This window comes from Lichenifustis flavocetrariae, from assembly GCF_026130545.1.
Lineage (GTDB): Bacteria > Pseudomonadota > Alphaproteobacteria > Rhizobiales > Beijerinckiaceae > Lichenihabitans > Lichenihabitans flavocetrariae.
In genome coordinates, this window is the sequence record NZ_JAMOIM010000014.1 from 102,827 (window position 1) to 124,319 (window position 21,493).

General features: G+C 63.8%; 21 protein-coding genes. 10 read left to right on the forward strand and 11 right to left on the reverse strand.

Features of this window, described 5'->3' with window-relative positions:
- Positions 1-26: 26 nt before the first annotated feature.
- From M8523_RS37090 to M8523_RS19935, 5 genes are all read right to left on the reverse strand, one after another.
- On the reverse strand, positions 27-371 hold the full coding sequence (locus M8523_RS37090; RefSeq protein ID WP_510182672.1) for a DUF302 domain-containing protein: 345 nt from the start codon (positions 369-371) through the stop codon (positions 27-29).
- Entirely contained in the window at positions 368-820 is a 453-nt protein-coding gene (locus M8523_RS19920) for a DUF6130 family protein (protein WP_428350915.1), read from the reverse strand. The genes M8523_RS37090 and M8523_RS19920 overlap by 4 nt, the downstream gene beginning before the upstream one ends.
- A gap of 46 nt (positions 821-866) precedes the next feature.
- A complete protein-coding gene (locus M8523_RS19925; protein WP_282586649.1) occupies positions 867-1,829 on the reverse strand; it encodes an MBL fold metallo-hydrolase in 963 nt (320 codons plus the stop codon).
- Positions 1,830-1,888: 59 nt separating this feature from the next.
- Positions 1,889-2,881: an alpha/beta fold hydrolase gene (locus tag M8523_RS19930; RefSeq protein ID WP_282586650.1), complete on the reverse strand. Its 993-nt coding sequence runs from the start codon at positions 2,879-2,881 to the stop codon at positions 1,889-1,891.
- 76 nt (positions 2,882-2,957) lie between these two features.
- On the reverse strand, positions 2,958-3,779 hold the full coding sequence (locus M8523_RS19935) for an alpha/beta fold hydrolase (RefSeq protein ID WP_282586651.1): 822 nt from the start codon (positions 3,777-3,779) through the stop codon (positions 2,958-2,960).
- 378 nt (positions 3,780-4,157) lie between these two features.
- Here M8523_RS19935 and M8523_RS19940 point away from each other — a divergent pair, with 378 nt between their 5' ends.
- Positions 4,158-5,063, forward strand: a complete 906-nt coding sequence (locus M8523_RS19940; RefSeq protein WP_282586652.1) for a LysR family transcriptional regulator — start codon at positions 4,158-4,160, stop codon at positions 5,061-5,063.
- 386 nt (positions 5,064-5,449) lie between these two features.
- Complete coding sequence (locus M8523_RS19945; protein WP_282586653.1) at positions 5,450-5,782, forward strand: Rap1a/Tai family immunity protein; 333 nt, start codon at positions 5,450-5,452, stop codon at positions 5,780-5,782.
- Between the two features lie 71 nt (positions 5,783-5,853).
- Here M8523_RS19945 and M8523_RS36790 read toward each other — a convergent pair whose 3' ends face one another.
- Together M8523_RS36790 and M8523_RS19950 are read right to left on the reverse strand one after the other, a co-directional pair.
- Positions 5,854-6,270 (reverse strand): Rap1a/Tai family immunity protein, encoded by a 417-nt coding sequence (locus M8523_RS36790; RefSeq protein WP_428350919.1) that lies wholly within the window; start codon positions 6,268-6,270, stop codon positions 5,854-5,856.
- Positions 6,271-7,069: 799 nt separating this feature from the next.
- Positions 7,070-8,173, reverse strand: a complete 1,104-nt coding sequence (locus M8523_RS19950) for a LacI family DNA-binding transcriptional regulator (protein WP_282586654.1) — start codon at positions 8,171-8,173, stop codon at positions 7,070-7,072.
- Between the two features lie 193 nt (positions 8,174-8,366).
- Between M8523_RS19950 and M8523_RS19955 the strand changes: the two genes are divergently transcribed.
- The 4 genes from M8523_RS19955 (at position 8,367) to M8523_RS19970 (ending at position 13,049) form a co-directional block, all read left to right on the forward strand.
- On the forward strand, positions 8,367-9,185 hold the full coding sequence (locus M8523_RS19955; protein ID WP_282586655.1) for an ABC transporter substrate-binding protein: 819 nt from the start codon (positions 8,367-8,369) through the stop codon (positions 9,183-9,185).
- A gap of 84 nt (positions 9,186-9,269) precedes the next feature.
- Positions 9,270-10,805 carry an amino acid ABC transporter permease/ATP-binding protein gene (locus M8523_RS19960; RefSeq protein WP_282586656.1) on the forward strand — a complete coding sequence of 512 codons (1,536 nt, stop codon included), beginning with the start codon at positions 9,270-9,272 and terminating at the stop codon, positions 10,803-10,805.
- Between the two features lie 56 nt (positions 10,806-10,861).
- Positions 10,862-11,869 (forward strand): Gfo/Idh/MocA family protein, encoded by a 1,008-nt coding sequence (locus tag M8523_RS19965; RefSeq protein WP_282586657.1) that lies wholly within the window; start codon positions 10,862-10,864, stop codon positions 11,867-11,869.
- 49 nt (positions 11,870-11,918) lie between these two features.
- Positions 11,919-13,049 carry an NAD(P)/FAD-dependent oxidoreductase gene (locus M8523_RS19970; protein WP_282586658.1) on the forward strand — a complete coding sequence of 377 codons (1,131 nt, stop codon included), beginning with the start codon at positions 11,919-11,921 and terminating at the stop codon, positions 13,047-13,049.
- Positions 13,050-13,133: 84 nt separating this feature from the next.
- Here the strand turns inward: M8523_RS19970 and M8523_RS19975 are convergent, their stop codons facing one another.
- Together M8523_RS19975 and recG are read right to left on the reverse strand one after the other, a co-directional pair.
- Positions 13,134-14,786 (reverse strand): GspE/PulE family protein, encoded by a 1,653-nt coding sequence (locus M8523_RS19975; RefSeq protein ID WP_282586659.1) that lies wholly within the window; start codon positions 14,784-14,786, stop codon positions 13,134-13,136.
- 445 nt (positions 14,787-15,231) lie between these two features.
- Positions 15,232-17,328: an ATP-dependent DNA helicase RecG gene (gene recG, locus M8523_RS19980; protein WP_282586660.1), complete on the reverse strand. Its 2,097-nt coding sequence runs from the start codon at positions 17,326-17,328 to the stop codon at positions 15,232-15,234.
- Positions 17,329-17,513: 185 nt separating this feature from the next.
- On the opposite strand from recG, the gene M8523_RS19985 reads away from it, so the two are divergent.
- From M8523_RS19985 to M8523_RS20000, 4 genes are all read left to right on the forward strand, one after another.
- The gene (locus M8523_RS19985; RefSeq protein ID WP_282586661.1) at positions 17,514-18,683 is read left to right on the forward strand and encodes an OpgC family protein; all 1,170 of its coding nucleotides are present in this window, start codon (positions 17,514-17,516) and stop codon (positions 18,681-18,683) included.
- Positions 18,684-18,701: 18 nt separating this feature from the next.
- Complete coding sequence (locus M8523_RS19990) at positions 18,702-19,544, forward strand: SGNH/GDSL hydrolase family protein (protein ID WP_282586662.1); 843 nt, start codon at positions 18,702-18,704, stop codon at positions 19,542-19,544.
- Between the two features lie 114 nt (positions 19,545-19,658).
- Positions 19,659-20,288, forward strand: coding sequence for a phosphoribosyltransferase family protein (locus M8523_RS19995; protein ID WP_282586663.1), 630 nt, complete (start codon positions 19,659-19,661; stop codon positions 20,286-20,288).
- Positions 20,289-20,356: 68 nt separating this feature from the next.
- Positions 20,357-20,689, forward strand: a complete 333-nt coding sequence (locus tag M8523_RS20000) for a hypothetical protein (protein WP_282586664.1) — start codon at positions 20,357-20,359, stop codon at positions 20,687-20,689.
- A gap of 15 nt (positions 20,690-20,704) precedes the next feature.
- On the opposite strand, the gene M8523_RS20005 is transcribed toward M8523_RS20000, so the two are convergent.
- Both M8523_RS20005 and M8523_RS20010 read right to left on the reverse strand, forming a co-directional pair.
- Entirely contained in the window at positions 20,705-21,037 is a 333-nt protein-coding gene (locus M8523_RS20005) for a DUF167 domain-containing protein (protein WP_282586665.1), read from the reverse strand.
- A 20-nt stretch (positions 21,038-21,057) separates the two neighbouring features.
- Complete coding sequence (locus M8523_RS20010) at positions 21,058-21,492, reverse strand: pyridoxamine 5'-phosphate oxidase family protein (RefSeq protein WP_282586666.1); 435 nt, start codon at positions 21,490-21,492, stop codon at positions 21,058-21,060.
- Position 21,493 lies beyond the last annotated feature (1 nt).

Genomic DNA, 21,493 nt, shown 5'->3' on the forward strand with positions numbered 1-21,493 from the left:
ACCGTGTTCGAGAAGCGCGATTCCGATCACCACGGTGGAGCAGGCGCCCAAGACAGAACCGGATCGATGGGCAGATTTTGAGCGGGTTCCAGCCGTAAAGCAAACTCGTCGGACACTCTCAGGCCGCGGAGCATCTCTCCGATTGGGTGAAAGGCGATCATCGTCTCGCCGTTGCCGGCGTCTCGGACGAGAACGCGCGGCGGGAGATCCAGAGCCGCACTTGGAACGGAGAGCATCGCCGGGGTGCATTCAGCCGAAGATTGAGGATCGTGGAGTTTTGGACAACCTAGACCTCCGACATCGATCTGCATTCCGTCGGGAGTGCGGTGGTGACGTGCAGGTCCGGTGCATGCCCGCGGCGCTCGGCTCATTGAGCACTTGGCTGTTCCGGAACCAGAAACCGGACCGTCTGTCGGTCGATCACATGATGGGTGGGATCGGCGAGTTCGACGAGCACGTGGTGCGGACCGGGGACGAGGCCGACGAGGATGATCGTCTCACCGCTGGCGTCGACGAAGTGCCACGGCGCATCGTCGACGGTGATGTGGACGTGTCCGATGCGTGGCGAGACCTGGAGTGCGCCCTTGCCGAAGACCGGAACGATCCGCAAGTTCTCCGAACGGTACTGGATGAACACGTGACCAAGGGCCAGCGGCTCGGGAAGCGGCGGATCGACAATCAGCTTGGGTGCGGGCTCGTTCTCGATGGCGACAAGCGGCGACGGCCCCCGGATGTCCCTCGCGGTTTGCGCCGATGCTGCACCGTTGACCATCAGGGTCGCGGCCAGCGTGGCGAGGATATGCTGAAGCGCTGCAGGCACGGCGATTTTCCAGATCCGAAACAGGACGGGTCTTCTTGCGTCACGATCACACGCCCTCATAGACGAGCTTGGTGAAGAGCGCCGAGCCAATGACGAACTTGCCCCATTTGCCGTCAAAGGCGGCGGTCGGTTTGGCCGCAATGATTGCGTCCAGAGAATGCCCGCTGCTCTTCAAGGCGGCCACGCTGGCCCTCGCGCCGACCAGCATGTCGCGAAACGCCTGCAGTTCGGCGCGATTGCTGACCGGCGGGCCGTGGCCGGGGATGATGATGGTCTTGTCGGTCGTCATTGCTAGGTCGGCATCGGCCGCTCGGATCGAACCGTCGATGCTGCCGCCGGTCGAGTAGTCGATAAAGGGGTAGATCCCGTTCCAGAACGTGTCACCGGTGTGCAGCACATCCGGCTCCTTGAAGTAGACCGAGATATCGCTGTCGGTATGGGCCGGCCCATAATACTTGAGGGCGATGGTGGTGTTGTTGAGGCTCAGGGTTCGCTCGTCGGCAAAGAGATCGGTTGGCAGGGCGTCCGCGGAGAGCGGTTGGAAATCGTAACTCCAGTCGTCGACCCGCTGCATCGTCAGGAGATGCTTGCGCGTGTTTTCATGGGCCAGGATTTTAGGGCCGAGCTCGTGTAACCATTCGTTGCCGTTGGCGTGATCGAAGTGCCAATGCGTGTTGATCAGGTGGGTGACGGGCTCCGGGCCCAGAGCCGCAAGCGCGGTCGCAACCTGCGGGCGGGACACTGCAATTCCGGCATCGATGAGGACCTTGCCGTCCGGGCCGCTCAGGACTGCCACATTGCCGCCGGACCCTTCCAACACGGCGATGTCGCCGCGCAGCCGGTGGATGGTGATCGGCGTTGTGACAGCCGCGGATTTGATCTGCTCCACAATGCCAAGCGCTTCCGCATAGGCTTGGCGGGGTGTGAGCCATGTGCCGGCAGCGAGCGCCGGGGCCGATAGGCAGCACAGGCAAAATCCGCGCCGCGACATCTTCTGGCCGTGTGCCATGACCATCCCTTCCCTCATCCGATCGGTTCAGATTTGCGACATGCGGTGAGCCGCGCCGCTCACTGCGGAGCAAGCTTTCGGTCGAGGAAGTCATGGATCAGGGGCACCATGACATCGGCCTTGTCCTCAAGCGCGAAGTGGCCGGTGTCGAGCATGTGAACTTCCGCATCGGGAAGATCACGAAGGTAGGGTCCCGCGCCGTCCGCCGGGAATATCTTGTCGTTCTTGCCCCAGACGATCAGCGTTGGAGGCTTCTTGTCTCTGAAGAAGGCCTGGAATTGCGGATAGAGCGGAACGTTGCTTCCGTAGTCATGGAAGAGGTCGAGCTGGATGTCCTTGTTGCCGGGACGGTCGAGCAGGGCCTGATCGTGAGCCCAATTGTCCGGGTCGATCCGGGACACGTCCGCAACGCCGTCGGTGTACTGGAACTTGGTCGTTTCCGGTGAGACAAGGAAACTCAAGGCTTCCCGATGCGCCTTCGAGTTATCGGCCCAATAGGCCTTGATCGGGTCCCAGAACGCCTTGAGGCCTTCCTCATAGGCGTTGCCGTTTTGCACGATAAGGGCGGTGACACGCTCGGGGTGCTTGAGGGCGAGCCGATAGCCGACCGGTGCTCCATAGTCCATGACGTACATCGCATAGCTCTTCGCGCCGACCTGCCCGAGGAGGCCATCCATCAATTCGGCATAGTGCTCGAACGTATAGGCGAAGGTTGTATGATCGGGAGCCGCGCTTTCTCCGAACCCCGGATAGTCGGGTGCGATCACGCGGTAGCAGTCGGCCAGAGCCGGGATCAGATTCCGGAACATGTGCGAGGAGGTCGGAAACCCGTGCAGAAGCACGACCACGGGTGCGCCGGACGGGCCAGCCTCGCGGTAGAATATGTCGGCCCCGTCGATCTTTGCCGTTTGGTAATGCACCACCGGCATCCCGGACGTACCGGACCTGCAGGCCGGCGCCCCGGCATGGGCCGTTGCCAGGGGAGCCGCCGCCAAGAGCATCAGCGACGCCGCCGTTGATGGAAAGATCGGGGCTCGGAACGGGTGTCGCATGATCGCTCCAGGAACTGGTCGGGGTGACGCAATGGCACGGGATCGAGACCGGACCCGCGCGAGCAAAGACCGAGTGTCAGCCTTTGATGAAGGCGAGCAGTTCGGCATTGATGCGGTCTTTATGGGTGGTGCACATGCCATGCGGCGCGTCCTTCACGACGACCAGCTTGGCGTCCTTGACGATCTTGGAGGAAAGCAGGGCTGAATCCGCGATGGGAACGATCTGGTCGTCATCGCCATGCAGCACCAATGTTGGAACGTCGAACTTGTGGAGATCACCAGTCAGATCGGTCTCCGAAAAGGCTTTGATGCAGAAATACGAGGCCGGCAGGCCTGCCAACATGCCCTGCAGCCAAAAGGAGTCTTGCACGCCAGCCGAGATCACGGCATTGGGGCGATTGTAACCGTAAAACGGCAGACTCAAATCTTTCCAGAACTGCGAGCGATCGGCCAGCACGGCTGTTCGAAGCTTGTCGAAGGCTTCCAGCGGCAGGCCGCCAGGATTGGCTATGCTTTCTAGCATGGCGGGCGGAACGGCACTGATCAGGACCGCTTTGGAGACCCGCTTGGTACCGTGACGTCCAATGTAGCGGGCGACTTCCCCGCCGCCGGTTGAGTGGCCGACATGAATGGCATCCTTCACGTTGAGAGACTCGACCAAGGTGGCGAGATCGTCGGCGTAGGTGTCCATGTCATTGCCTGCCCAGGACTGACTGGAACGACCGTGACCGCGCCGGTCATGGGCGATACAGCGAAACCCTCGGCTCGCAAGGAAGAACATCTGGTCCTCGAACGCATCGGCGCTCAAGGGCCAGCCGTGGCTGAACACGATTGGCTGGCCTGACCCCCAATCCTTGTAATAAAGCTCGGTGCCGTCTCTCGTCGTGATGGTACCCATCGCGCGGTTCCTCCGGACTTTGAGCATGGCCGAGCCGCTCGCTCGGCGGGGCTCGTGGCTAGTCGCCGTTTTCTTCAGCCGCGAAAGCGATTGCGGCTCAATTTACTTTCGAGATTGACATCGCGACGAGTTGGAAAGGATCACATCGACCGGTTGCTGAGCGTCGCGACAAACATTTCGGGCACGCTGCCTCTTAGCCTCTAATTTGATACAGATCGTATCGGCCGCGCTGACGCGACCTATATTGGCTCGCTCGGGGCCAGCCGAAGCATAAAATGCTTACAAAAAACCTAGCGTGTAGCATTTAACCAATTGCCCTTCATATGACCAGCGGTATTGTTGAAAACAACCTTTTCGCATTCTGGAAGGACGGACCTTATGGACCGCCTCGACTCAATGTCTGTGGTCGTCAACGTGGCGGAAACGGGCAGTCTGTCCGCGGCATCGAAAAAGATCGGTGTTTCCGTGCCGACGATCAGTCGCAAACTTTCCGATCTCGAAGCTCACCTGAACGTGGAGCTGTTTCAGAGGTCCTCTCGTCGGATGTCGCTGACCGAGGCGGGCCGGTCCTATGTCGCGGCGTGTAAACGCATCATCGAGCAGATCGAGGATGCGGAGCGGGAGGCCTCTGGAGAATATCGAACGCCGACAGGCGATCTGACCGCGACCTCCCCGTGGGGGATCGGGCACTTGCACCTATTGCCGCTCGCCTCCGAGTTCCTCACCGTCTATCCTGAAATCAACTTGCGTCTTCTGCTGAGCGATCGGGTGCTCAGCCCGATAGAGAACAACATCGACGTCGGAATCCGGATTGGGCCGCTGCCGGACAGCAGCATGGTTGCGACCCGCATCGGCTCGATCAGGGTGGTGGCTTGCGCGAGTCCCGCCTATCTCGCCCGTCGAGGGACGCCCGTTTCCCTGGACAACCTGTCCGATCATGATTGCATCACCGTCGACGAGGTCGGCCCCCCGCGCGTCTGGAAGTTTGTGAAAGACGGTGTAGAAGTCGCGACCCCTATTCGCTCGCGACTTACCGTGAGCACATCGGAGGCGGCCGTCCAAGCGGCTGTCCTGGGCGTCGGGATTGCTCGCGTCATGGCTTACAAAATGGAGGCGGAGAGGAGAGCCGGCACACTCGTCGTTATACTGGAGGCATTCGAGAAGGAGCCCTTGCCGGTCCAAATCCTCTACACGGAGAGAAAGCCCATGCCGCTCAAGCTCAGGGTTTTCCTCAATTGGTTGACGCCACGGCTGAAAGCCCGATTGGCGCCGTTTGTAGCTTGAATGATGGTTCCCCGACCAAACCGGATCAATCCCACATCGTCGCGCGGCCGGTCGTGAACATCCTGCGCTTGGTCTTGACGACTGCCAGTTGCCCATGGTCGCTGATCGAGGTGGCCGGCGCTCATGCATCCGCCAGAAAGGTTCCGGCCTTTCGTCGGCCGGTTTTTATGATATCCAATAACAATGACGTTAGGCCGGGATATCAACAACTCGCGGGGACGCCCAGCAACGGGGCGCGGCGAGCCCGTTCTCGTAGGCTTTCAGCCTGACCCGCTCGCGGCACTCGATGTCTGTATCGCCGAACAGCCAGACTCGAAGCCAACAAGACCTGAGATGATCCGCACGATGGTAGAAGGACATCTTCGCGAGAAGGGCTATCTGCCGAAATGAAGGCGCCCCTGCTCGGAATTGGATTGCTGGCGCTGAGTCTTTCGACGAGCCAAGCTGACACGATCACCGGCGCGATCCTCGCCGACATGTGCGTCAAACACGAGCCTCGCGCCAGCTACTACATTCTCGGTGCGGTCGACGCGTTCAATGTGCGGCTCGGAGCACCGAAGCGGTTCTGCATCCCGAAAGGCTCCGATATCCCGGCCGATCACCTGACGAATATTGCCTGCAAATACGTCGTCGAGCATGCGGCGCAGCGGGAGGTGGAGGCTGGCGTGCTGGTCTACCGTAGCCTGCGAGATGCCTATCCGTGCGCAATGCGGAGATGATCCGAAAGATAAGGGAGGGCCGTGCTGGCACGGGAGACCCTGGGCCGACTATGCCCCGATCCAGAAACAATTTACCGGGAGGGCTGAGATAGGCTTGCCCGAACAGGCGAAGGTGGAGCGGTCCTTTTGCAGCCGTATGCTGCCTGAAGAGCTGCAGTGATGAGGCCGGCCGCCGGAAGTTGAGCGGTTCTAGCGTCGCCGCCCAAATAGGCTTTCAAGGTCTCTCGGACACCTGTCGTTGAGATCCCCTCTGGAAGGCAGATCTGGGTCCCATCAAGTCGCGCCGCCTGATCGACGAGAATGCCTGCCGTGAGCCCGTTGACATAGGCCGCACAGAGCTGGTCGGCCGCTGATCCAGGTGGGCTGCTGCACGCTGCGGAAAAGTCGCTCGCCTTCATCTCTGCGAAGGCGGGTGTGCCCATGAGCAAAATGACGATCCCAATGGAAGATCTCATGCTTACACCGGCTCTACCGCGATGGTTTTCCATCCAAACTGACTTATGCAATCACAGATTGCAACGACTCCCTCTCGTGAAGCAGGATCGCTCGGCCTGCTGGTTGTGCCGCTGTGCGGCCTCACGTGACGAGGCGCAGCGCGGCCGCGTCCTCGCATCGGTCATAACGCTCAGGCGCATCTCAGGGTTGAAAAAACAGGTCTTGCGCGTCCATTCGCGCGGAGGCTAAGGTTTTGTCAACTTCAGCGTGTATCGTGTGTGGGAGGTCATTGTTGGAGGGAATGAATATGAAGGTCTCCCGCCGACCCAATCTCAATCAAATTGCAGCACTTAAAACACGACTGTTTGGTTTCACCTTGATCGCGTCTGCGATCATTCTCAGCACAGCATGGGTCACCGCGCTTTTAGCACGCGTCGTCGAGGCGATACTCTGGATGTTTCGCTAATCTCCGAAATCGATCTCGGGCGCGATGTCGATCAGGTGCAGAAGGATCGCGAGGCCCAGCATCCATGCATTCACGACCATGAGCATGGTCCACCTCCCCCCACTTCTCTTTCAGTTAGAAGATCATGCGCCGGCCTCGGGCACCAGGGCCGGTGTGAAATATAGTTGCCGAACGGTTCAGTCGTCGGGTGTGAGAAAACGCCGGAAAACGGCCCCACGCGATGCCAGGCTGTCCATCTGTGGACACGCTGGTCTTCAACATGGGAGAGGGAGCATACGTCGCACGAAGAGCGACCCTTAGAGCACAGACTTCGCTGCATCGTCAATTAGTTACAGGTGACTAGGGTTCAGACTGGTCGCGTTTTAACACCCAGATGGCCATTGCGGTTACTTCTGATTGGCTGGGGATGTTTTGCGACGGGGTTCATGTTTCACATCCTGCACCTCCAGTCTTGCGACTGACTCACGCACAATGATCTTTGCCGCGAGCAGGCAACGGCGCGGCGCCATCCGTTCACCTTGGATGCGCTCGATCAACATCCGTGCCGCCTCCCGTCCGAGCTCGTAGGTCGGCTGGGCGATGACCGTAATGGCCGGCTCAACCGCGCTGGTCCAATCCGCGTCGTCGAAGGTGACGAGGGACAAGTGCCGCGGCACCACGAGTCCGGCACTGCGGGCCGCCCGCATCACGTCGAGCGCGATCTTGCTATCCGACGCCAGAATGGCCGTAGGGCGGTCGGGCGCGGACAGGAGGTCGCCGATGATCCCCTGCCCTTGTACGCCGCTGCTTGCTCCAAACCGGATGTAGCGCTCCGGTTCAGGCAGCGCCGCCTCGGCCGCGCCCTCCAAAAACCCGGCGATGCGGTTCAACACTGTGCTGAGCGTGATGTCGGACAAGCCGGTATAGCGTGGACTGGGCGCCTCGGTGGCTGTCACATAGCCGATCCTGCGGTGGCCGGCCTCGACCAGAAGGCGCAGGGCCTCTTTCGTGGCAGCCTTGCCGTCGACCAGGGCCGTGTCGATATCGAGGCCCGGAACGTCACGGTCGAGCAGAACCAGGGGCCGACCCCGTTTGAGAACCGCTTCGAGATGTGCCGTCCCGCGCATCATGGCCGGCGCGACGATGAGGCCATCCACTCCCTTCGCCAACATCACGTCGACGGCGGCTCGTTCCTCGACGATGTCCTCACTGGAGTTCGACAGGATCACGTCGAAGCCGGCGGCCTTGGCGCAGTCGCTCACCCCACGGACCGCGAGGCCGAAGAACGGGTTCTCGATGTCGCCGACAATGACGCCGATCGTCCCCGAGCGGCCCGTCGCCATGGTGCGGGCCAGTTCGTTCACGCGATAGTCGAGGCGCCGCGCCGCCTCGATCACGCGCTGTTTCACCTCGGCGCCGACCGTGCCGTAGTCGCCCAGTGCTCGTGCGGCGGTCGCTTTCGACACCTGGGCCATGCGGGCCACATCCGCGACGGTGACCTGTTTGTGCATCGTCGGCCGCTTTTCCATGCACGGGCACTAGCGAGCGCACAAATCTACGTCAAGGACCTAAAAATGCTTGTGAGACCGGTTTCACTTGCATAAGAGACCGGTCTCAGCGGTCGTTCTTGAGAATGACTCAGCCTGAGGCGAGAGGCGATGGCTTTCGACGCTTCGCATAAGGCTCTTCTGGTGGGAGGTGACGATGACAAACAGGTTTGATCGCCGCACGGTGCTGTTGTCCGCTGTTGCGGGTGGGTTTCTGCTGCCGGCCGCGGGCTTCGCGGCACCGGCCGGCAACCCCTACAATCTGATCGATCCCTCGACCATCAGCGTGGGGAGCATGGGCGACGCCAAGCCCTACACGTTCACCGACAGCAACGGCCAATTCGGCGGTTTCGATGTCGAACTTTTCCGCGACGTGGCGCGCCGGATCGGCTTCGACAAGGATCATGTCACCTTCACAGGGCAGGACTTCTCAGCCTTGCTTCCGTCGGTGGCGAACGGCCGCTTCGATGTGGCGGTCGCGGCGATCGGCACCACCGACGCCCGCAAGAAGACTGTCGACTTTTCGGACGGCTATCTGGCCGGGTACCTGACGGTGCTGACTGCCGACCCCGCGATCAAGACGGTGGACGGTCTCGCCGGCAAGCGTCTTGGCGTTGTCCAGGGCACTCTGCAGGAGACCTATGCCCGCGATCACTTCACCAAGGCCGACCTCGTCAACTTTCCCGACAACAACTCGGCCCTCTCGGCGCTGAACAGCGGTTCGATCGACGCGCATTTCCTCGATTACGAGGCCGCCAAGCAATATGGCGAGCAGTACAAGGGCCTGACCCTCGCGATCAACATTCCCTCGTTCGATGCTCCCGCGGGTTTCGTGGTGAAGAAGGGCAATGACCCGTTCCGGGCTGCCCTGAACAAGGCGCTGCACGAGGCCATGCAGGACGGCACCTGGAAGACCCTCTACCTCAAATGGTTTCCCGGCTCCCCGATGCCCGACCAATACCTGCCGAAGAAGTAACCCCGCGGGGCCGACCCTCCGGGACTCGGCACCGTTTTCAGCCGGCGCCGGTGGCGCGCCTGACGGGGCCTGCAGAGAATCGACATGAACTGGTTCGAGACCATCAACCGGAGCTTCTTCGACTGGCAAGCTATGGCGGCGGTGCTGCCGAACATGATCCTGGTCGGCCTCAAGAACACACTGATCCTTGCCGTTGCCTCGACGCTGCTCGGAATCGCCATCGGCATGCTGCTGGCCGTGATGGGCATCTCTCGATCGGCGTGGATCCGGACGCCGGCCCGCATCTACACCGACGTCTTCCGGGGCCTGCCCGCCATCGTGACGATCCTGCTGATCGGTCAGGGCTTTGCCCGGATCGGCCGGCAGATCTTCGGGCCCTCGCCCTATCCGCTCGGCATTCTGGCCCTCAGCCTGATCGCCGGAGCCTATATCGGGGAGATCTTCCGCTCAGGCATCCAGAGCGTCGAGCGCGGCCAGATCGAGGCCTGCCGGGCGCTCGGCATGACCTATCCCAAAGGCATGCGGCTCATCGTCATCCCGCAGGGCGTGCGGCGCGTCCTGCCAGCCCTCGTCAATCAGTTCATCGGCAACATCAAGGATTCGAGCCTCGTCTATTTCCTGGGGCTTCTTGCGTCTGAACGCGAACTCTTCCGGGTGGGCCAGGATCAGGCCGTCGTGTCCGGCAACCTGTCGCCGCTGATGCTGGCCGGTATCTTCTACCTGCTGATCACGGTGCCGTTGACGCATCTCGTGAATGCCATCGACCGTCGGCTCCGCAGCGGTCGCCGCATCAAGGCGCCGACCAGTGGCCTCAAGGAGGTCGGTGAACTCGACGAGGCGACAAGCGCGGCTCCGGCCCCACAGGCGCCGGAGAGCACGGCCGCAACGCGTCGCAAAGGAGCGCGGCTCGAAGTCGTCGATCTCGACATGTTCTATGGCGACTATCAGGTGCTGCAGAAGGTCAATCTCGCGGCCGAGGCCGGAAGCATCACTTGTATCATCGGTCCCTCGGGCTCCGGCAAGTCGACCCTGCTGCGCTGCCTCAACCGGCTGGCCGAGCCGCGTGGCGGCGACATCCGTCTCGACGGACGCAGCGTCCTCGACATCAAGCCGGACCGGTTGCGGCGGCGGGTCGGCATGGTGTTCCAGCATTTCAACCTGTTTCCGGATCATACGGCGCTCGGCAACGTCATGCTGTCGCTGCGCAAGGTCAAAGGCGTCGCAACGGGTACGGCGAGGCGGATCGCCATCCAGCGCCTTTCGGAGGTCGGCTTGGCGAGCCGCATGGATCATCGCCCGATCGATCTGTCCGGCGGCCAGCAGCAGCGTGTCGCGATCGCCCGCGCCCTCGCGCTCGAACCCGAGTTGATGCTGTTCGACGAGGTCACGAGCGCCCTCGATCCGGAACTGGTCAAAGGTGTGCTGAAGCTCATGGCGGGGCTCGGAAAGAGCGGCATGACCATGGTGGTCGTGACCCACGAGATGAATTTCGCGCGGCGCGTGGCGGATCAGGTCGTTTTCATGGACGAGGGTCGGGTGGTGGAGGTCGGCTCACCCGACGCCATCTTCGGCAATCCGCAGAGCGCGCGCTTGCGGCGCTTCCTCTCGGAAGTGCTCTGAGCCGAGGTTAGAACGGGCCGGTCGAAGGATCGGCTCGCAATACAGGGAGAACAATCATGACCCGCAAGGTGAATTGGGGTGTGCTGAGCACGGCGCAGATCGGCACCGAGAGCGTGATACCGGCCATGCAGCGTGGCGAGCGCTCGGCGGTCGTGGCCATCGCGTCGCGGGATGGCGCCAAGGCCAAGGCCGCCGCCGAAAGGCTCGGCATCGCACGCCCCTATGCCAGCTACGAGGAGTTGCTCGCCGACCCTGCCATTGAGGCGATCTACAATCCGCTCCCCAACCACCTGCATGTGCCCTGGACCCTGAAGGCGCTGGAGGCCGGCAAGCATGTGCTGTGCGAGAAACCCCTGGCTCTCGATGCCGCGGGTGCGCAGCAACTGGCCGAGGCGTCGCAACGCACCGGCCGGCTTGTCGCCGAGGCCTTCATGGTGCGACACCATCCGCAATGGCGCAAAGCCAAGTCGTTGGTCGAGGCGGGCCGGATCGGCGAGGTCCGCGCCGTGCAGACCATCTTCTCCTATTATCTCACGGATCCCGCCAACATCCGTAACCAGGCCGACATCGGGGGTGGCGGCCTCTACGACATCGGCTGTTACGCCATCAACACGGCACGCTACATATTCGGCGGCGAGCCGGAGCGCGTCATCGGGCTCTTCGACAACGATCCCGTCCTGCGGACCGATCGCATGATGAGCGGCCTCTCGGCCTTTGGTGGAGGCCGGCATCTCGCCTTCACCTGTGCCACCCAGCTCGTCCCGTGCCAGAGCGTGGAGATCCTGGGCATCCGCGGCCGTATCAGGATCGAGATCCCGTTCAACGCCCCGGCCGAACTCGCGACCCGCATCGTCGTCGACGACGGTCGCGACCTCGCGGGCACCGGTCGCGAGATCATCGACCTGCCGCCGTCGAACCAATACACGGCGCAGGGCGACGCCTTCTCCCGAGCCGTGCTCGGCGAGCAGCCGCTGGAATGGGGTATCGCCGACGCCGTCGCGAACATGCGGGTGATCGATGCCTTCTTCCGCTCCGGTCGATCCGAGGTCTGGGAACGGCCCTGACCTTCGGCAATCGCTCCGGCTTTCCCTACTTCAACAAGGCATCTCCAACATGACCGCATCCTACTCCGCTCACCGCGTCGTCGTCGTCGGTGGCGGCGTCTTCGGGGTCTCGTCGGCCCTCCAACTGGCCCGTCTCGGCGTCGGCGTGACCCTGGTGACACAAGGCGGTTTCGCCGACGGGGCGTCGGGACGTTCGTTGTCATGGCTCAACTCGTCACGGATGCGCTCGGCCGCCTATCATCAGCTTCGGATGATCGGCATCGACCGGTACAGGACGCTGGCGGCCAGACATACGGACGCGACGTGGTTGCGCTTCGATGGCGGTCTGACCTGGGATGCCGACGATGCCGGGAACGGGATCGTCGCAGCTCATGCTCACGAACGCAGCATCGGCTACGATGCCAGGCTGCTGTCAAAGGATGACGTGGCGGCCGTGACGCCTGGCGTCGATGCCCGGGCGATCACGACGAAGGGGGCGATCTTCAATCCCGGCGAAGGATGGGTCGATCTTCCATCCCTGATCGACCTCCTCCTGGCCGAATTCGCGGCGCTCGGGGGGCGGCAGGTCGCTCATGCCGGACGTACGAAGGTCGACCTCGCTGGAGGGAGGGTGGTCGGCGTCAGTACGGTCGAGGCGGGTCGCTTCGAGGCCGACGCGCTGCTCCTCGCGACCGGCCCGGCCGTGCCGAGCATCGTGGCCGAAGTCGGGATCACGATTCCGGATGCCACCCCCATTTCGCTGCTGGTCAAGACAAAACCCGTCGACCATGCTTTGCGGGCCGTCCTGAACACGCCCCGGGTCGCCATCCGGCCGACCCCGACAGGCGCGCTCGTGCTCGACTCCGGCTGGTCGGAGGAGGAGGTCGTGACACGACCGGACGGGACCTATGCGGTGCAGGATAGCACCGTTCAAGGCCTGCTCGATGAAGCCTCGGCGGTTCTCGAAGGCAATCCTCGGCTTGTCCTCGACTCCTACGGGGTTGGCCCGAAGCCGATTCCGTTGGACGGCGAACCGGTTTTCGGCCCCCTTCAAGGGATTCCGAACTATCACGTGGCCTTCAGCCACAGCGGGGCGACGCTCGGCCTGATCGCCGGGGAACTGTTGGCTCAGGAGATCGCGTCGGGCGAGCCTCACCCGCTCCTGGCGAGTTTTCGCGCCGCACGTTTCGCGCCGAAGTAGTGCGTCAGCACCGCACGAACCGCTAGATCGCCGCTCTTATCGCCGGCTTCGATCTTCGAAACGGCGGGAAGCGCCACCACTGGGTCATCCGCACACTCTCAGGATTTCGCCCACGGTGGTCTGCCCGCGCGCGGCCTTGTCCAGCCCATCCTCAAGCATGGTCGTGGTTCCGGCCTGACGCGCCGCAGCCAGAAGGGCCTGCGCGTCCGCCTTGCTGCCGATGAGGCTTCTCACCGTGCTGTCGGCAGCCACGACTTCGAAGACGCCGATCCGGCCTCGGAAGCCCGTCTGGCCGCAGGCCGGGCAGCCCATGGCCTTGCGGTACTCCATGCCCGTGGGGAGCGGGAGATTCCGGCTTCGGCAAAGCGCCGCGGCGGCTTCGCTCTGCTCGGGATCGGGGGCGTGGCATCGTTCGCAGAGGCGTCGCACGAGGCGCTGGCCGACCACGCCCCGCAGGCTCGCGGCGATGAGGAATGGCTCGACCCCCATGTCGGCGAGGCGCACCACTGCGTCCACGGCCGAGTTGGTGTGAAGCGTCGTCAGCACCAGATGGCCGGTCAGCGCGGCCTGGATGCCGATCTGCGCCGTCTCGCCGTCGCGCATCTCGCCCACCATGATGACGTCGGGATCGTGGCGCAGGAACGACCGCAGGGCGGTCGCGAAGGTCAGCCCGATCGCCGGTTTGATCTGCGTCTGGTGGATGCCCGGCAACTGATACTCGATCGGATCTTCCACGGTGACGATCTTGCGTGTCGGCTGGTTCAGGAGCGAGATCGCGGTCGCCAGTGTCGTGGTCTTGCCGCTTCCGGTCGGGCCGGTGACGATGAGCACGCCATGCGGCTCGGCGAGCAGCCGTTCGAGAGCGCCGCGCACGGCCGCCGACATGCCGATACGGGCGAAGTCGAGCAATTTGGCATCCTTGAGCAGGATGCGGCACACCGCTGTCTCGCCATACATGGTCGGCATCACGGCGACGCGAAGGTCGGCTTCGGTGTTGCGGATCATCACGGCCGCGCGCCCGTCCTGCGGGAGCCGCCGCTCGGAAATATCGAGATTGGCCAGGATCTTCACGCGCGAGATCACGGCCGGGGCGGCGCTCTTCGGCAGCACCTGATCGAGGCGCAGCAGGCCGTCGACCCGCAGACGGATCTGCAGTTCCTCGCGGCCCGTCTCGAAATGTATATCGGTCGCGCCGCTGTCGAGCGCGCGTTCGAGGATCCCATCGATGGCACGCACGACCGGCGCCCCGCGCGCGAGATCCTGCAACGCCTCGATCGTATCCGGCTCCGCGACATCCACCCCGGCGAGCGTCGGCCGGGCCTCGATCGATCGCTCCCGTCCGAGGCGCGCGAACAGAAGGTCGAGTTCCTCGATGGAGAGGACACAGAGGGGTGGCGCCTGTCCAAGCGCGAGATTGACGGCGGCGATAGAGTCGCGGTCGCCGGGATCGGCCACCGCGAGACGGAGGCCCGTGCCGGCATCAAGCGGCAGCAGGTGGGCCTCGCGAAGGAACGGCAGCGACAACGCCTCGATCGGGAACCGCGCCTGTTCGAGAGTCTCGACATCGAGCCGGGGCAGATCGTGGAACGCGGCGACGAGCCGTGCCAGTTCATCTCCGCCCAGGCGCCCCTCGCGCCACACATCGGACAGGCGGAGCGGGCCGGGCCGGGCCGCGGCGGCGCCAAGATCGACGCCGCAGGACGCCGCGAAATCCACGAAGGTTTCGTGTCGGGTCATGAAGCCTTCACTCCCAATCCAGGATGAAGAAGGGACTGTCCGATCCGCGTCCCTCGGCGATCACGGCGTCGCGGGTCGCCTGGGCCAGAAGCGCAGGTCGGCTGGCCGTCCGGGTTCATCACCGTGAGGATCTTGGACAGAATTGCGGCCTCATCGCGGTTCACCCCGGCAAAGACGAGGAACTCAAGTTTAACGTAGGCGCGTCCGCCGTAGGGTTGCTCTTCGGCGCGGATATCCGCTCGTCGGTTCTGTCGAGACGGCGCAGCTACAGCGCGGCACACAAGGCCAAGGTTCTGCGACGTCACGATGACAGCCTTGAGTCGTGACACCAGTCTGATGTCGGCCAGCCCGCCATTGTTCTCGGTTTCGAATGTGCGAAGTTCTTTCGGGTAGAGATGCCGACCGGGTCAGTCAGGCTGGACGGCGCTAAAGCGGTCGAGATGACCTACCCGGCCGATAGCAGCCGCACCGCGGCATCGCGCTCGAAGAGGTAAAGCAGCGTCCGCAGCCGTTCTCCGCGCTCCGATTGCAGATGCGGGTCTGCGGCGAAGATCGCGGCGGCCTCCTCGCGGGCGGCGGCAAGAAGGCTGCCATGAGCGTCGAGCCGGGCGACCCGGTAAGTCGGCAGGCCGGATTGGCGGGTGCCGATGAGTTCGCCTTCCCCGCGCAGGCGCAGGTCTTCCTCGGCGATGACGAATCCGTCCTCGGTGTCGCGCATGACGCGCAGACGCGCTTCGCTGGTCTCGCCGAGCGGGCCCTTGTAGACCAGCACGCAGCTCGATTTCGCCTGGCCGCGGCCGACGCGGCCGCGCAATTGATGCAGCTGGGCGAGCCCGAACCGCTCGGCATGTTCGATCACGATGATCGAAGCCTCCGGCACGTCGACGCCCACCTCGATGACCGTGGTGGCCACGAGGATCTGGGCACGTCCGGCGGCGAAATCCGCCATCGCGGCATCTTTCTCGGCCGGCTTCATCTGGCCATGCACGAGGCGCACCGCATCCCCAAAGGCCTCGCGGAGCGCACGGTAGCGGTCCTCCGCCGCCACGAGGTCGACGAATTCGCTTTCGGTCACGAGGGGGCAGACCCAATAGACCCGGGCACCGTCGCGGATCGCCCGGGCAAGACCGGCCACGACATCTTCCAGCCGCTCGGCATTCACGAGCACGGTCGTGATCGGCTGCCGCCCGGCCGGTTTCTCACGCAGGATCGATACATCCATGTCGCCGAACACCGTCATCACCAGCGTGCGCGGGATCGGCGTCGCGGTCATCACCAGCATGTCGGCGGCGGTGCCCTTCTCGGCCAGGGCGAGCCGTTGGTTGACGCCGAACCGATGCTGCTCGTCGACCACCACGAGGCCGAGGTCCCGAAAGGCGATCGGGTCGGTGAAGAGCGCATGCGTGCCCACCACGATCTGCGTCTCGCCTGCCGCCAGCGCGGCGAGCTTGGCCTCGCGCTCCTTCGGCTTGTCGCGCCCGGTGACGAGCGTGACTCTGATGCCGACCTGCGCGCCAAGCGCGGCCAAGCGCTCAAAATGCTGGCGCGCCAGGATCTCGGTCGGCACCATGAGGGCCGCTTGGCGACCGGCCTCGACGCTCGTCACCATGGCGAGCAACGCCACCACGGTCTTGCCCGAGCCGACATCGCCCTGCAGCAGCCGTAGCATGCGCTCGGGCGCCGCGAGATCGGCCCGGATTTCGGCCAATGCCTGCGCCTGCCCGTCGGTGAGGCGAAACGGCAGGATGGCTTCGAGCTGGCCCGCGAGGACGCCCGTCCCCAGGGTCCGCCGTCCGTCGGCCTGCCGCAGACGGCCCCGGACACTGGCCAGCGCCAATTGGCTCGCGAGCAACTCGTCATAGGCGAGGCGCTGGTGAGCCGGGCTCGTCGCCTCCACATCGACCGGCGTCTGCGGCCCGTGGAGGCGCGCGATCGCCTCGTGGAAGGCCGGCCAACCGCGGAGGATGACGCGATTCTCGTCGAGCCATTCGGGCAATACGGGCACCCGCGCCAGGGCGTCGGCGACAATCCGGGAAAGCACACGGGGAAACAGCCCCTCGGTGAGCCCATAGATCGGCTCGACGGCCGGCATCGTGGCCACTTCCTCGGCGGTCATCACCCGATCGGGATGCACCATCTGCAGATGGCCGTCCCATTGGTCGAGCCGCCCCGAGATCCAGCGCGTGGCTCCTACGGGCAGGCTCTTGGCGATCCAGGCCGGACTGTTGTGGAAGAAGATCAGCGTCACGTCGCCGGTCTCGTCCTCGACCAGCACCTTGAACGGCGCCTTGCCGCTGCGGCTCTGCCCGGGCGGCTGATGATTGACCACCCGCACTTCAAGGGTCACGACCTGATCGCGCTGCGCCTCGGCGATCTTGGGCCGGCTGCGACGGTCGATGACGCCGGTGGGGAGATGGAACACCAGATCGATCGTCCGGGCGTCGCGGCCGACGAGCCGGTCGAGCAGCGGCGCGATCTTGGCGCCCACGCCGTGTAACGTCTTGGCCGCGGTGAAGAGAGGGTTGAGAAGTGTCGGACGCATCGCGGCTCGGAAAGGCTGCGCCTTGATAGCGCAAGGCGGCGGACCAGGGGAACAGGGCTCGGATGGCCGAAACCGTCCTTCATGCGATCCGGACCGAACGAGACGGTTCGAGGAATCATTTTAGATCTTCGTCAGGATCGTGATGGCATCGTTCCAGCATGAGAGCAAAAGAACGGACGTGATGGATGTCGTCGTGGCGAAACACGGATCCTGACCGCCACGTCAGCCGCCGCGATCCGCGCGTCGATCTGCTGCGGGGATTGGCTCTCATCATGATCTTCTTCGATCATATCCCTTATAATTCCCTGTCGAATTTAACGCTGCGGTGCTTCGGCTTCAGCGATGCCGCAGAGGTCTTCGTGTTTCTGGCGGGTTATTCGGGCTTTCTGGTCTATTCGCGCGTGTTCGAGCAGCGGGGTGTTGGCGCCGGATTGCGGAAGATCGCGATGCGCTGTGTGTCGATCTGGGGCGCACATGCGATGCTGCTTCTCACGACAGCCGTGGTGTTGATCCTCAGATACCTCTGCAACGGGCGACCGCCGACAGAGCTCAACCCGCTGATCCAGGACGGGCTCGCCGGTATCATACGAGGATTGAGTTTGCAGGCGCAGCCAGCCTATCTCGATATTCTGCCGCTCTACATCGTCTTCGTCTTGACTTTGCCGCTGATCATCTTCGGGCTGCAACGTAGCCTCTGGGCGACGCTTGCCGTATCGCTGGCTGTCTACGGGACAGCCATCCTGACGCATAGGAACCTGCCCAATCAAATTGACGCGCGCGCTGCTGCGGCGGCCTGGTCCTTCAATCCGTTCACATGGCAGGTGGTCTATGTGGCGGGAGCCGCAGCAGGCCTCGGCATCCGGCGCCGCACGTCCTGGATCATCACGCCGCCCCCTGCCGCCAGGCTCCTCTGCGGCGCCTATCTCGTCTACGCGTTCATTGCCGCGGACGGCTGGAACCAGTGGCCGTCGCTGGCCGAGGCCATGTTTCCGCGCAGTGCGCTCGACACCGACTGGAAGGTGTTGGCGCCGCCGTGGCGCGTGCTGCACGGCCTTGCGTTCCTCTACCTTATCCTGACCTCCTCACGTTTCGCCGCGGCGGCCTCCTGGCCGGCGCTGAACTCCCTCACGGCCTGCGGACGTCACTCCTTGACTATTTTTTCGGCCGGCTGCCTCCTCGCCCTGATAGGCCGGATCGCCTTCCAGGACCTTGGGCGACAACCCGTCGTGCAGATCGCCGTCAACCTCACCGGTCTCGCGGGGCACCTCGGCCTGGCCATCTGGCTCGATCGAAACCGGAAGGTGACTGCGAGGCCCTCTGACTTCGCGATGGCCCACGCTTCACAGGGGATCTGAACCGTGCTGCGACGGCGCATGACATCGACCTTTCGCTTTCTGCTCGGCATCTGTGTCATCCTCCTGCCGGCCTTTTTCCTTTTTCACTCTCCGATCGCCGCCCGGATGGGTGACACACGGAGCAATTCCGCCGCGCCACCGACGCGGTCACGCCCTGGTGCGTTCCAGATCGTCGCCTTCGGTTCCTCCACTACGCGCGGCTATGGGGCGAGCAGCGAGGCATCGACCTACCCGGCGCAGCTCCAGATGCTGTTCGCCAAATCCGAGCCCGCGGGTCCGCTGGTCGACGTCGTCAACCGGGGCATCAACGGCGAGGACGTGGATGCGATGCTGCGGCGCCTCAACGGGGACGTCCTTTCACGCCGGCCCAACCTTATCATCTGGCAGCTCGGCAGCAACGACGCGCTGCACGGCCACGCGTTGGAGACCTTCCCGGACAAATTGCGTCAAGGCCTGAGAGCGATGCGTGCGGCTGGAAGCGCCGTCATCCTGATCGGTCCACAATGGAACCCGGACCCGACCGCCATGACCAAGCTGACCGTCTACGCCGACACCATCAGAGCCGTGGCGCGGGACGAGAATGTCGCGTTCATCGATCGTCTAACGCTGATGCCTCGATGGGTGCGCGACAAGCTGATCCGTCCGGAAGACCTGATCGGCCAGGACGGAGTCCACATGACCGACAGCGGATACCGGCTGCTTGCAGAGGCCGCCTACGAGACGATCCTGGCCACAACGCCCCAACTTCGGACATCGACTCAAACTGATGTAGGACGAAGCAAAGCCCCCGAAGTCCATTCTGAGCGTGGAGATGCCTCGCCGCGTGGTCTGTCGGCGTTCGAGGCCAAACTTCACTGTTGATCGCACTCGCGCCGCGCCAGGCTGCGTTCGACAGGTGGCAGCGGCATGATTATTGGACGGCGTCGCGGTGGCCGGCCGCGACCGGCGCGGCCCATGATCCGAGAGGTTTTTTCGATGACGACAGAACCCGAAATGCCGCTGAACCTGGTCTGGCCGGTCGATGTGGCCGGTCTGCGCATCGACCTGCCGATCGTTCCCATCAAGCCCGATTTCGCCATTTCGCTCATGATGATCATCGACCTCGGGGTGCGGTTCGGGGCCCATGTGGGTCAGAAGCTTGCGGAGCGTTGCGCGCCGCTCCGGCCCGACGTCGTCGTCGGTGCGGCGACCCTGGGGATTCCGGTCGCGATCGAAGTGTCGCGGGCGCTCGGCCTCGACGACTACGTCATCTTGCAGAAATCGCCCAAGATTCATCTCGGCGACGCGCTGACCGAGCGGATCTCGTCGATCACCTCGAAAGGCGAGCAGACACTGTTGCTCGACCGCCGCTCAGTCCCCTTGCTGAAAGGCCGGCGTGTGCTCTTCGTCGACGATGTGATCGCCACGGGATCCAGCGTCCGAGGCGCCCTGCGGCTGCTGCGCGCGGCCGGCGCCGATGTGGTCGGGATTGGCTGTGTCCTGACCGAGGCCCATGACTGGCGGGACGTGCTCGGCGCCGACGCGGCGCTGGTGCATGGCCTGGCCCATATCCCACAGTTCATGCCGGGTCCGGACGGCTGGACGCCCATTCAAGCGACAGTCTGAGGGCGCGCTCCGGTTGACCTCGGACGGCGCCGATGCTTCCACCCTCGTCCCGAGACCCCGAGGGTGAAATGATCGGCAAATTGATAATTGTGGCCGCCGCTACGGCTCTTTCAACCGCAAGCGTGTCCGCAACGGACACGTCACGCGAGCGAAGCTGGCATGACGTGAAATGCGTCCGCTACAAGCGCGCCTGGTCGCAGGCGCTGGCGCACCAAGGACCGCAGGGCTTGGGGCGGGCATTTCTCGACAGCCATGCAGCCTTCCTGGCCTCGAACTGCACCCGGCGGGCCGATGTCTGCGCCCGCTCGCCCGAGGAACTGAAGCTTGCGAATACGATGGTGGTGCTGTCGATGAATGCCGGCACCGCCAGCACCTTCCCGCCCTTCTATTGTCGGCCGTAACGCTTCTCCCCTGCCCTATGCCGGCCCGTTGGGGTCGGGCACCCACGCGTCGAGGCGCGGGAGAAGGCTGAGGGGATCACCGGCGAGATCGAGAATTTTCACGCGTGACCGCTCGCCGGACCGGATGGTGATATCGCTTTGCCGCAGCCCGAGTTGCGCGGCCAAGAACTTCGTCAGCGCGGCATTGGCGGCCCCTTCAACCGGCGGCGCCACGAGCCGGACCTGGAGCACCGGGCGCCCGTCAGCTTCCGTCCGGACGCCGTCGAGACCGTTCCGGCTCGCACGAGGCGTGAGCCGCACGGCCAGTCCGACGCCATCAGGCTTGGGCCAATAGGGCTTGGTCGCCATCCCGACGTTCAGAGGACGTGCTATACTTTCACCTCGCCCTGCTGTTCCCCGTCCCAGTAATGGATCCGGGCGGCATGCACCTTGATGAGCACGAGGCCGGGCGTGTCGATGCCATCGGCAAACCATCGCTCGAGATCGGAGGTCCAATGCGCCTTGAACGCGGCCTTGTCGCGGATCAGTTCGGCCTGGCCCTCGACGGCGATCATCAGTCCCGGCTTGCCCAACAAGCTCTTGGGCCCTTGGAACGACAGGGCCACCTTCGGGTCGCGCCCGATATCCTTCACGGTCAGCGTGTCGTCCGACGTGAAGAAGAAACTGTCGCCCTGGTATTCGACGTCGCCGTTGTTGCTCATCGGCCGGCCCGCGATGGTGCCGCCTTCGCTATGGGTCGAGAGAAAACAGAAATCGAAGTCCTTCATCTTCTTGGCGATGTCGGACAGGGTCCAGGAGCTCATG

Excerpts from the sequence above, each read along its gene's own strand:
- M8523_RS19970 (WP_282586658.1), top strand. The coding sequence starts at position 11,919 with ATGACCGCATCCTACTCCGCTCACCGCGTCGTCGTCGTCGGTGGCGGC.
- recG (WP_282586660.1), bottom strand. The coding sequence starts at position 17,328 with ATGCGTCCGACACTTCTCAACCCTCTCTTCACCGCGGCCAAGACGTTA.
- M8523_RS36790 (WP_428350919.1), bottom strand. The coding sequence starts at position 6,270 with ATGGAAAACCATCGCGGTAGAGCCGGTGTAAGCATGAGATCTTCCATT.
- M8523_RS19965 (WP_282586657.1), top strand. The coding sequence starts at position 10,862 with ATGACCCGCAAGGTGAATTGGGGTGTGCTGAGCACGGCGCAGATCGGC.
- M8523_RS19930 (WP_282586650.1), bottom strand. The coding sequence starts at position 2,881 with ATGCGACACCCGTTCCGAGCCCCGATCTTTCCATCAACGGCGGCGTCG.
- M8523_RS19990 (WP_282586662.1), top strand. The coding sequence starts at position 18,702 with ATGACATCGACCTTTCGCTTTCTGCTCGGCATCTGTGTCATCCTCCTG.
- M8523_RS19960 (WP_282586656.1), top strand. The coding sequence starts at position 9,270 with ATGAACTGGTTCGAGACCATCAACCGGAGCTTCTTCGACTGGCAAGCT.
- M8523_RS20005 (WP_282586665.1), bottom strand. The coding sequence starts at position 21,037 with ATGGCGACCAAGCCCTATTGGCCCAAGCCTGATGGCGTCGGACTGGCC.
- M8523_RS19995 (WP_282586663.1), top strand. The coding sequence starts at position 19,659 with ATGACGACAGAACCCGAAATGCCGCTGAACCTGGTCTGGCCGGTCGAT.
- M8523_RS19925 (WP_282586649.1), bottom strand. The coding sequence starts at position 1,829 with ATGGCACACGGCCAGAAGATGTCGCGGCGCGGATTTTGCCTGTGCTGC.
- M8523_RS20000 (WP_282586664.1), top strand. The coding sequence starts at position 20,357 with ATGATCGGCAAATTGATAATTGTGGCCGCCGCTACGGCTCTTTCAACC.
- M8523_RS19950 (WP_282586654.1), bottom strand. The coding sequence starts at position 8,173 with ATGCACAAACAGGTCACCGTCGCGGATGTGGCCCGCATGGCCCAGGTG.
- M8523_RS19940 (WP_282586652.1), top strand. The coding sequence starts at position 4,158 with ATGGACCGCCTCGACTCAATGTCTGTGGTCGTCAACGTGGCGGAAACG.
- M8523_RS20010 (WP_282586666.1), bottom strand. The coding sequence starts at position 21,492 with ATGAGCTCCTGGACCCTGTCCGACATCGCCAAGAAGATGAAGGACTTC.
- M8523_RS19955 (WP_282586655.1), top strand. The coding sequence starts at position 8,367 with ATGACAAACAGGTTTGATCGCCGCACGGTGCTGTTGTCCGCTGTTGCG.
- M8523_RS19935 (WP_282586651.1), bottom strand. The coding sequence starts at position 3,779 with ATGGGTACCATCACGACGAGAGACGGCACCGAGCTTTATTACAAGGAT.
- M8523_RS19975 (WP_282586659.1), bottom strand. The coding sequence starts at position 14,786 with ATGACCCGACACGAAACCTTCGTGGATTTCGCGGCGTCCTGCGGCGTC.
- M8523_RS19985 (WP_282586661.1), top strand. The coding sequence starts at position 17,514 with ATGTCGTCGTGGCGAAACACGGATCCTGACCGCCACGTCAGCCGCCGC.
- M8523_RS19945 (WP_282586653.1), top strand. The coding sequence starts at position 5,450 with ATGAAGGCGCCCCTGCTCGGAATTGGATTGCTGGCGCTGAGTCTTTCG.
- M8523_RS37090 (WP_510182672.1), bottom strand. The coding sequence starts at position 371 with ATGAGCCGAGCGCCGCGGGCATGCACCGGACCTGCACGTCACCACCGC.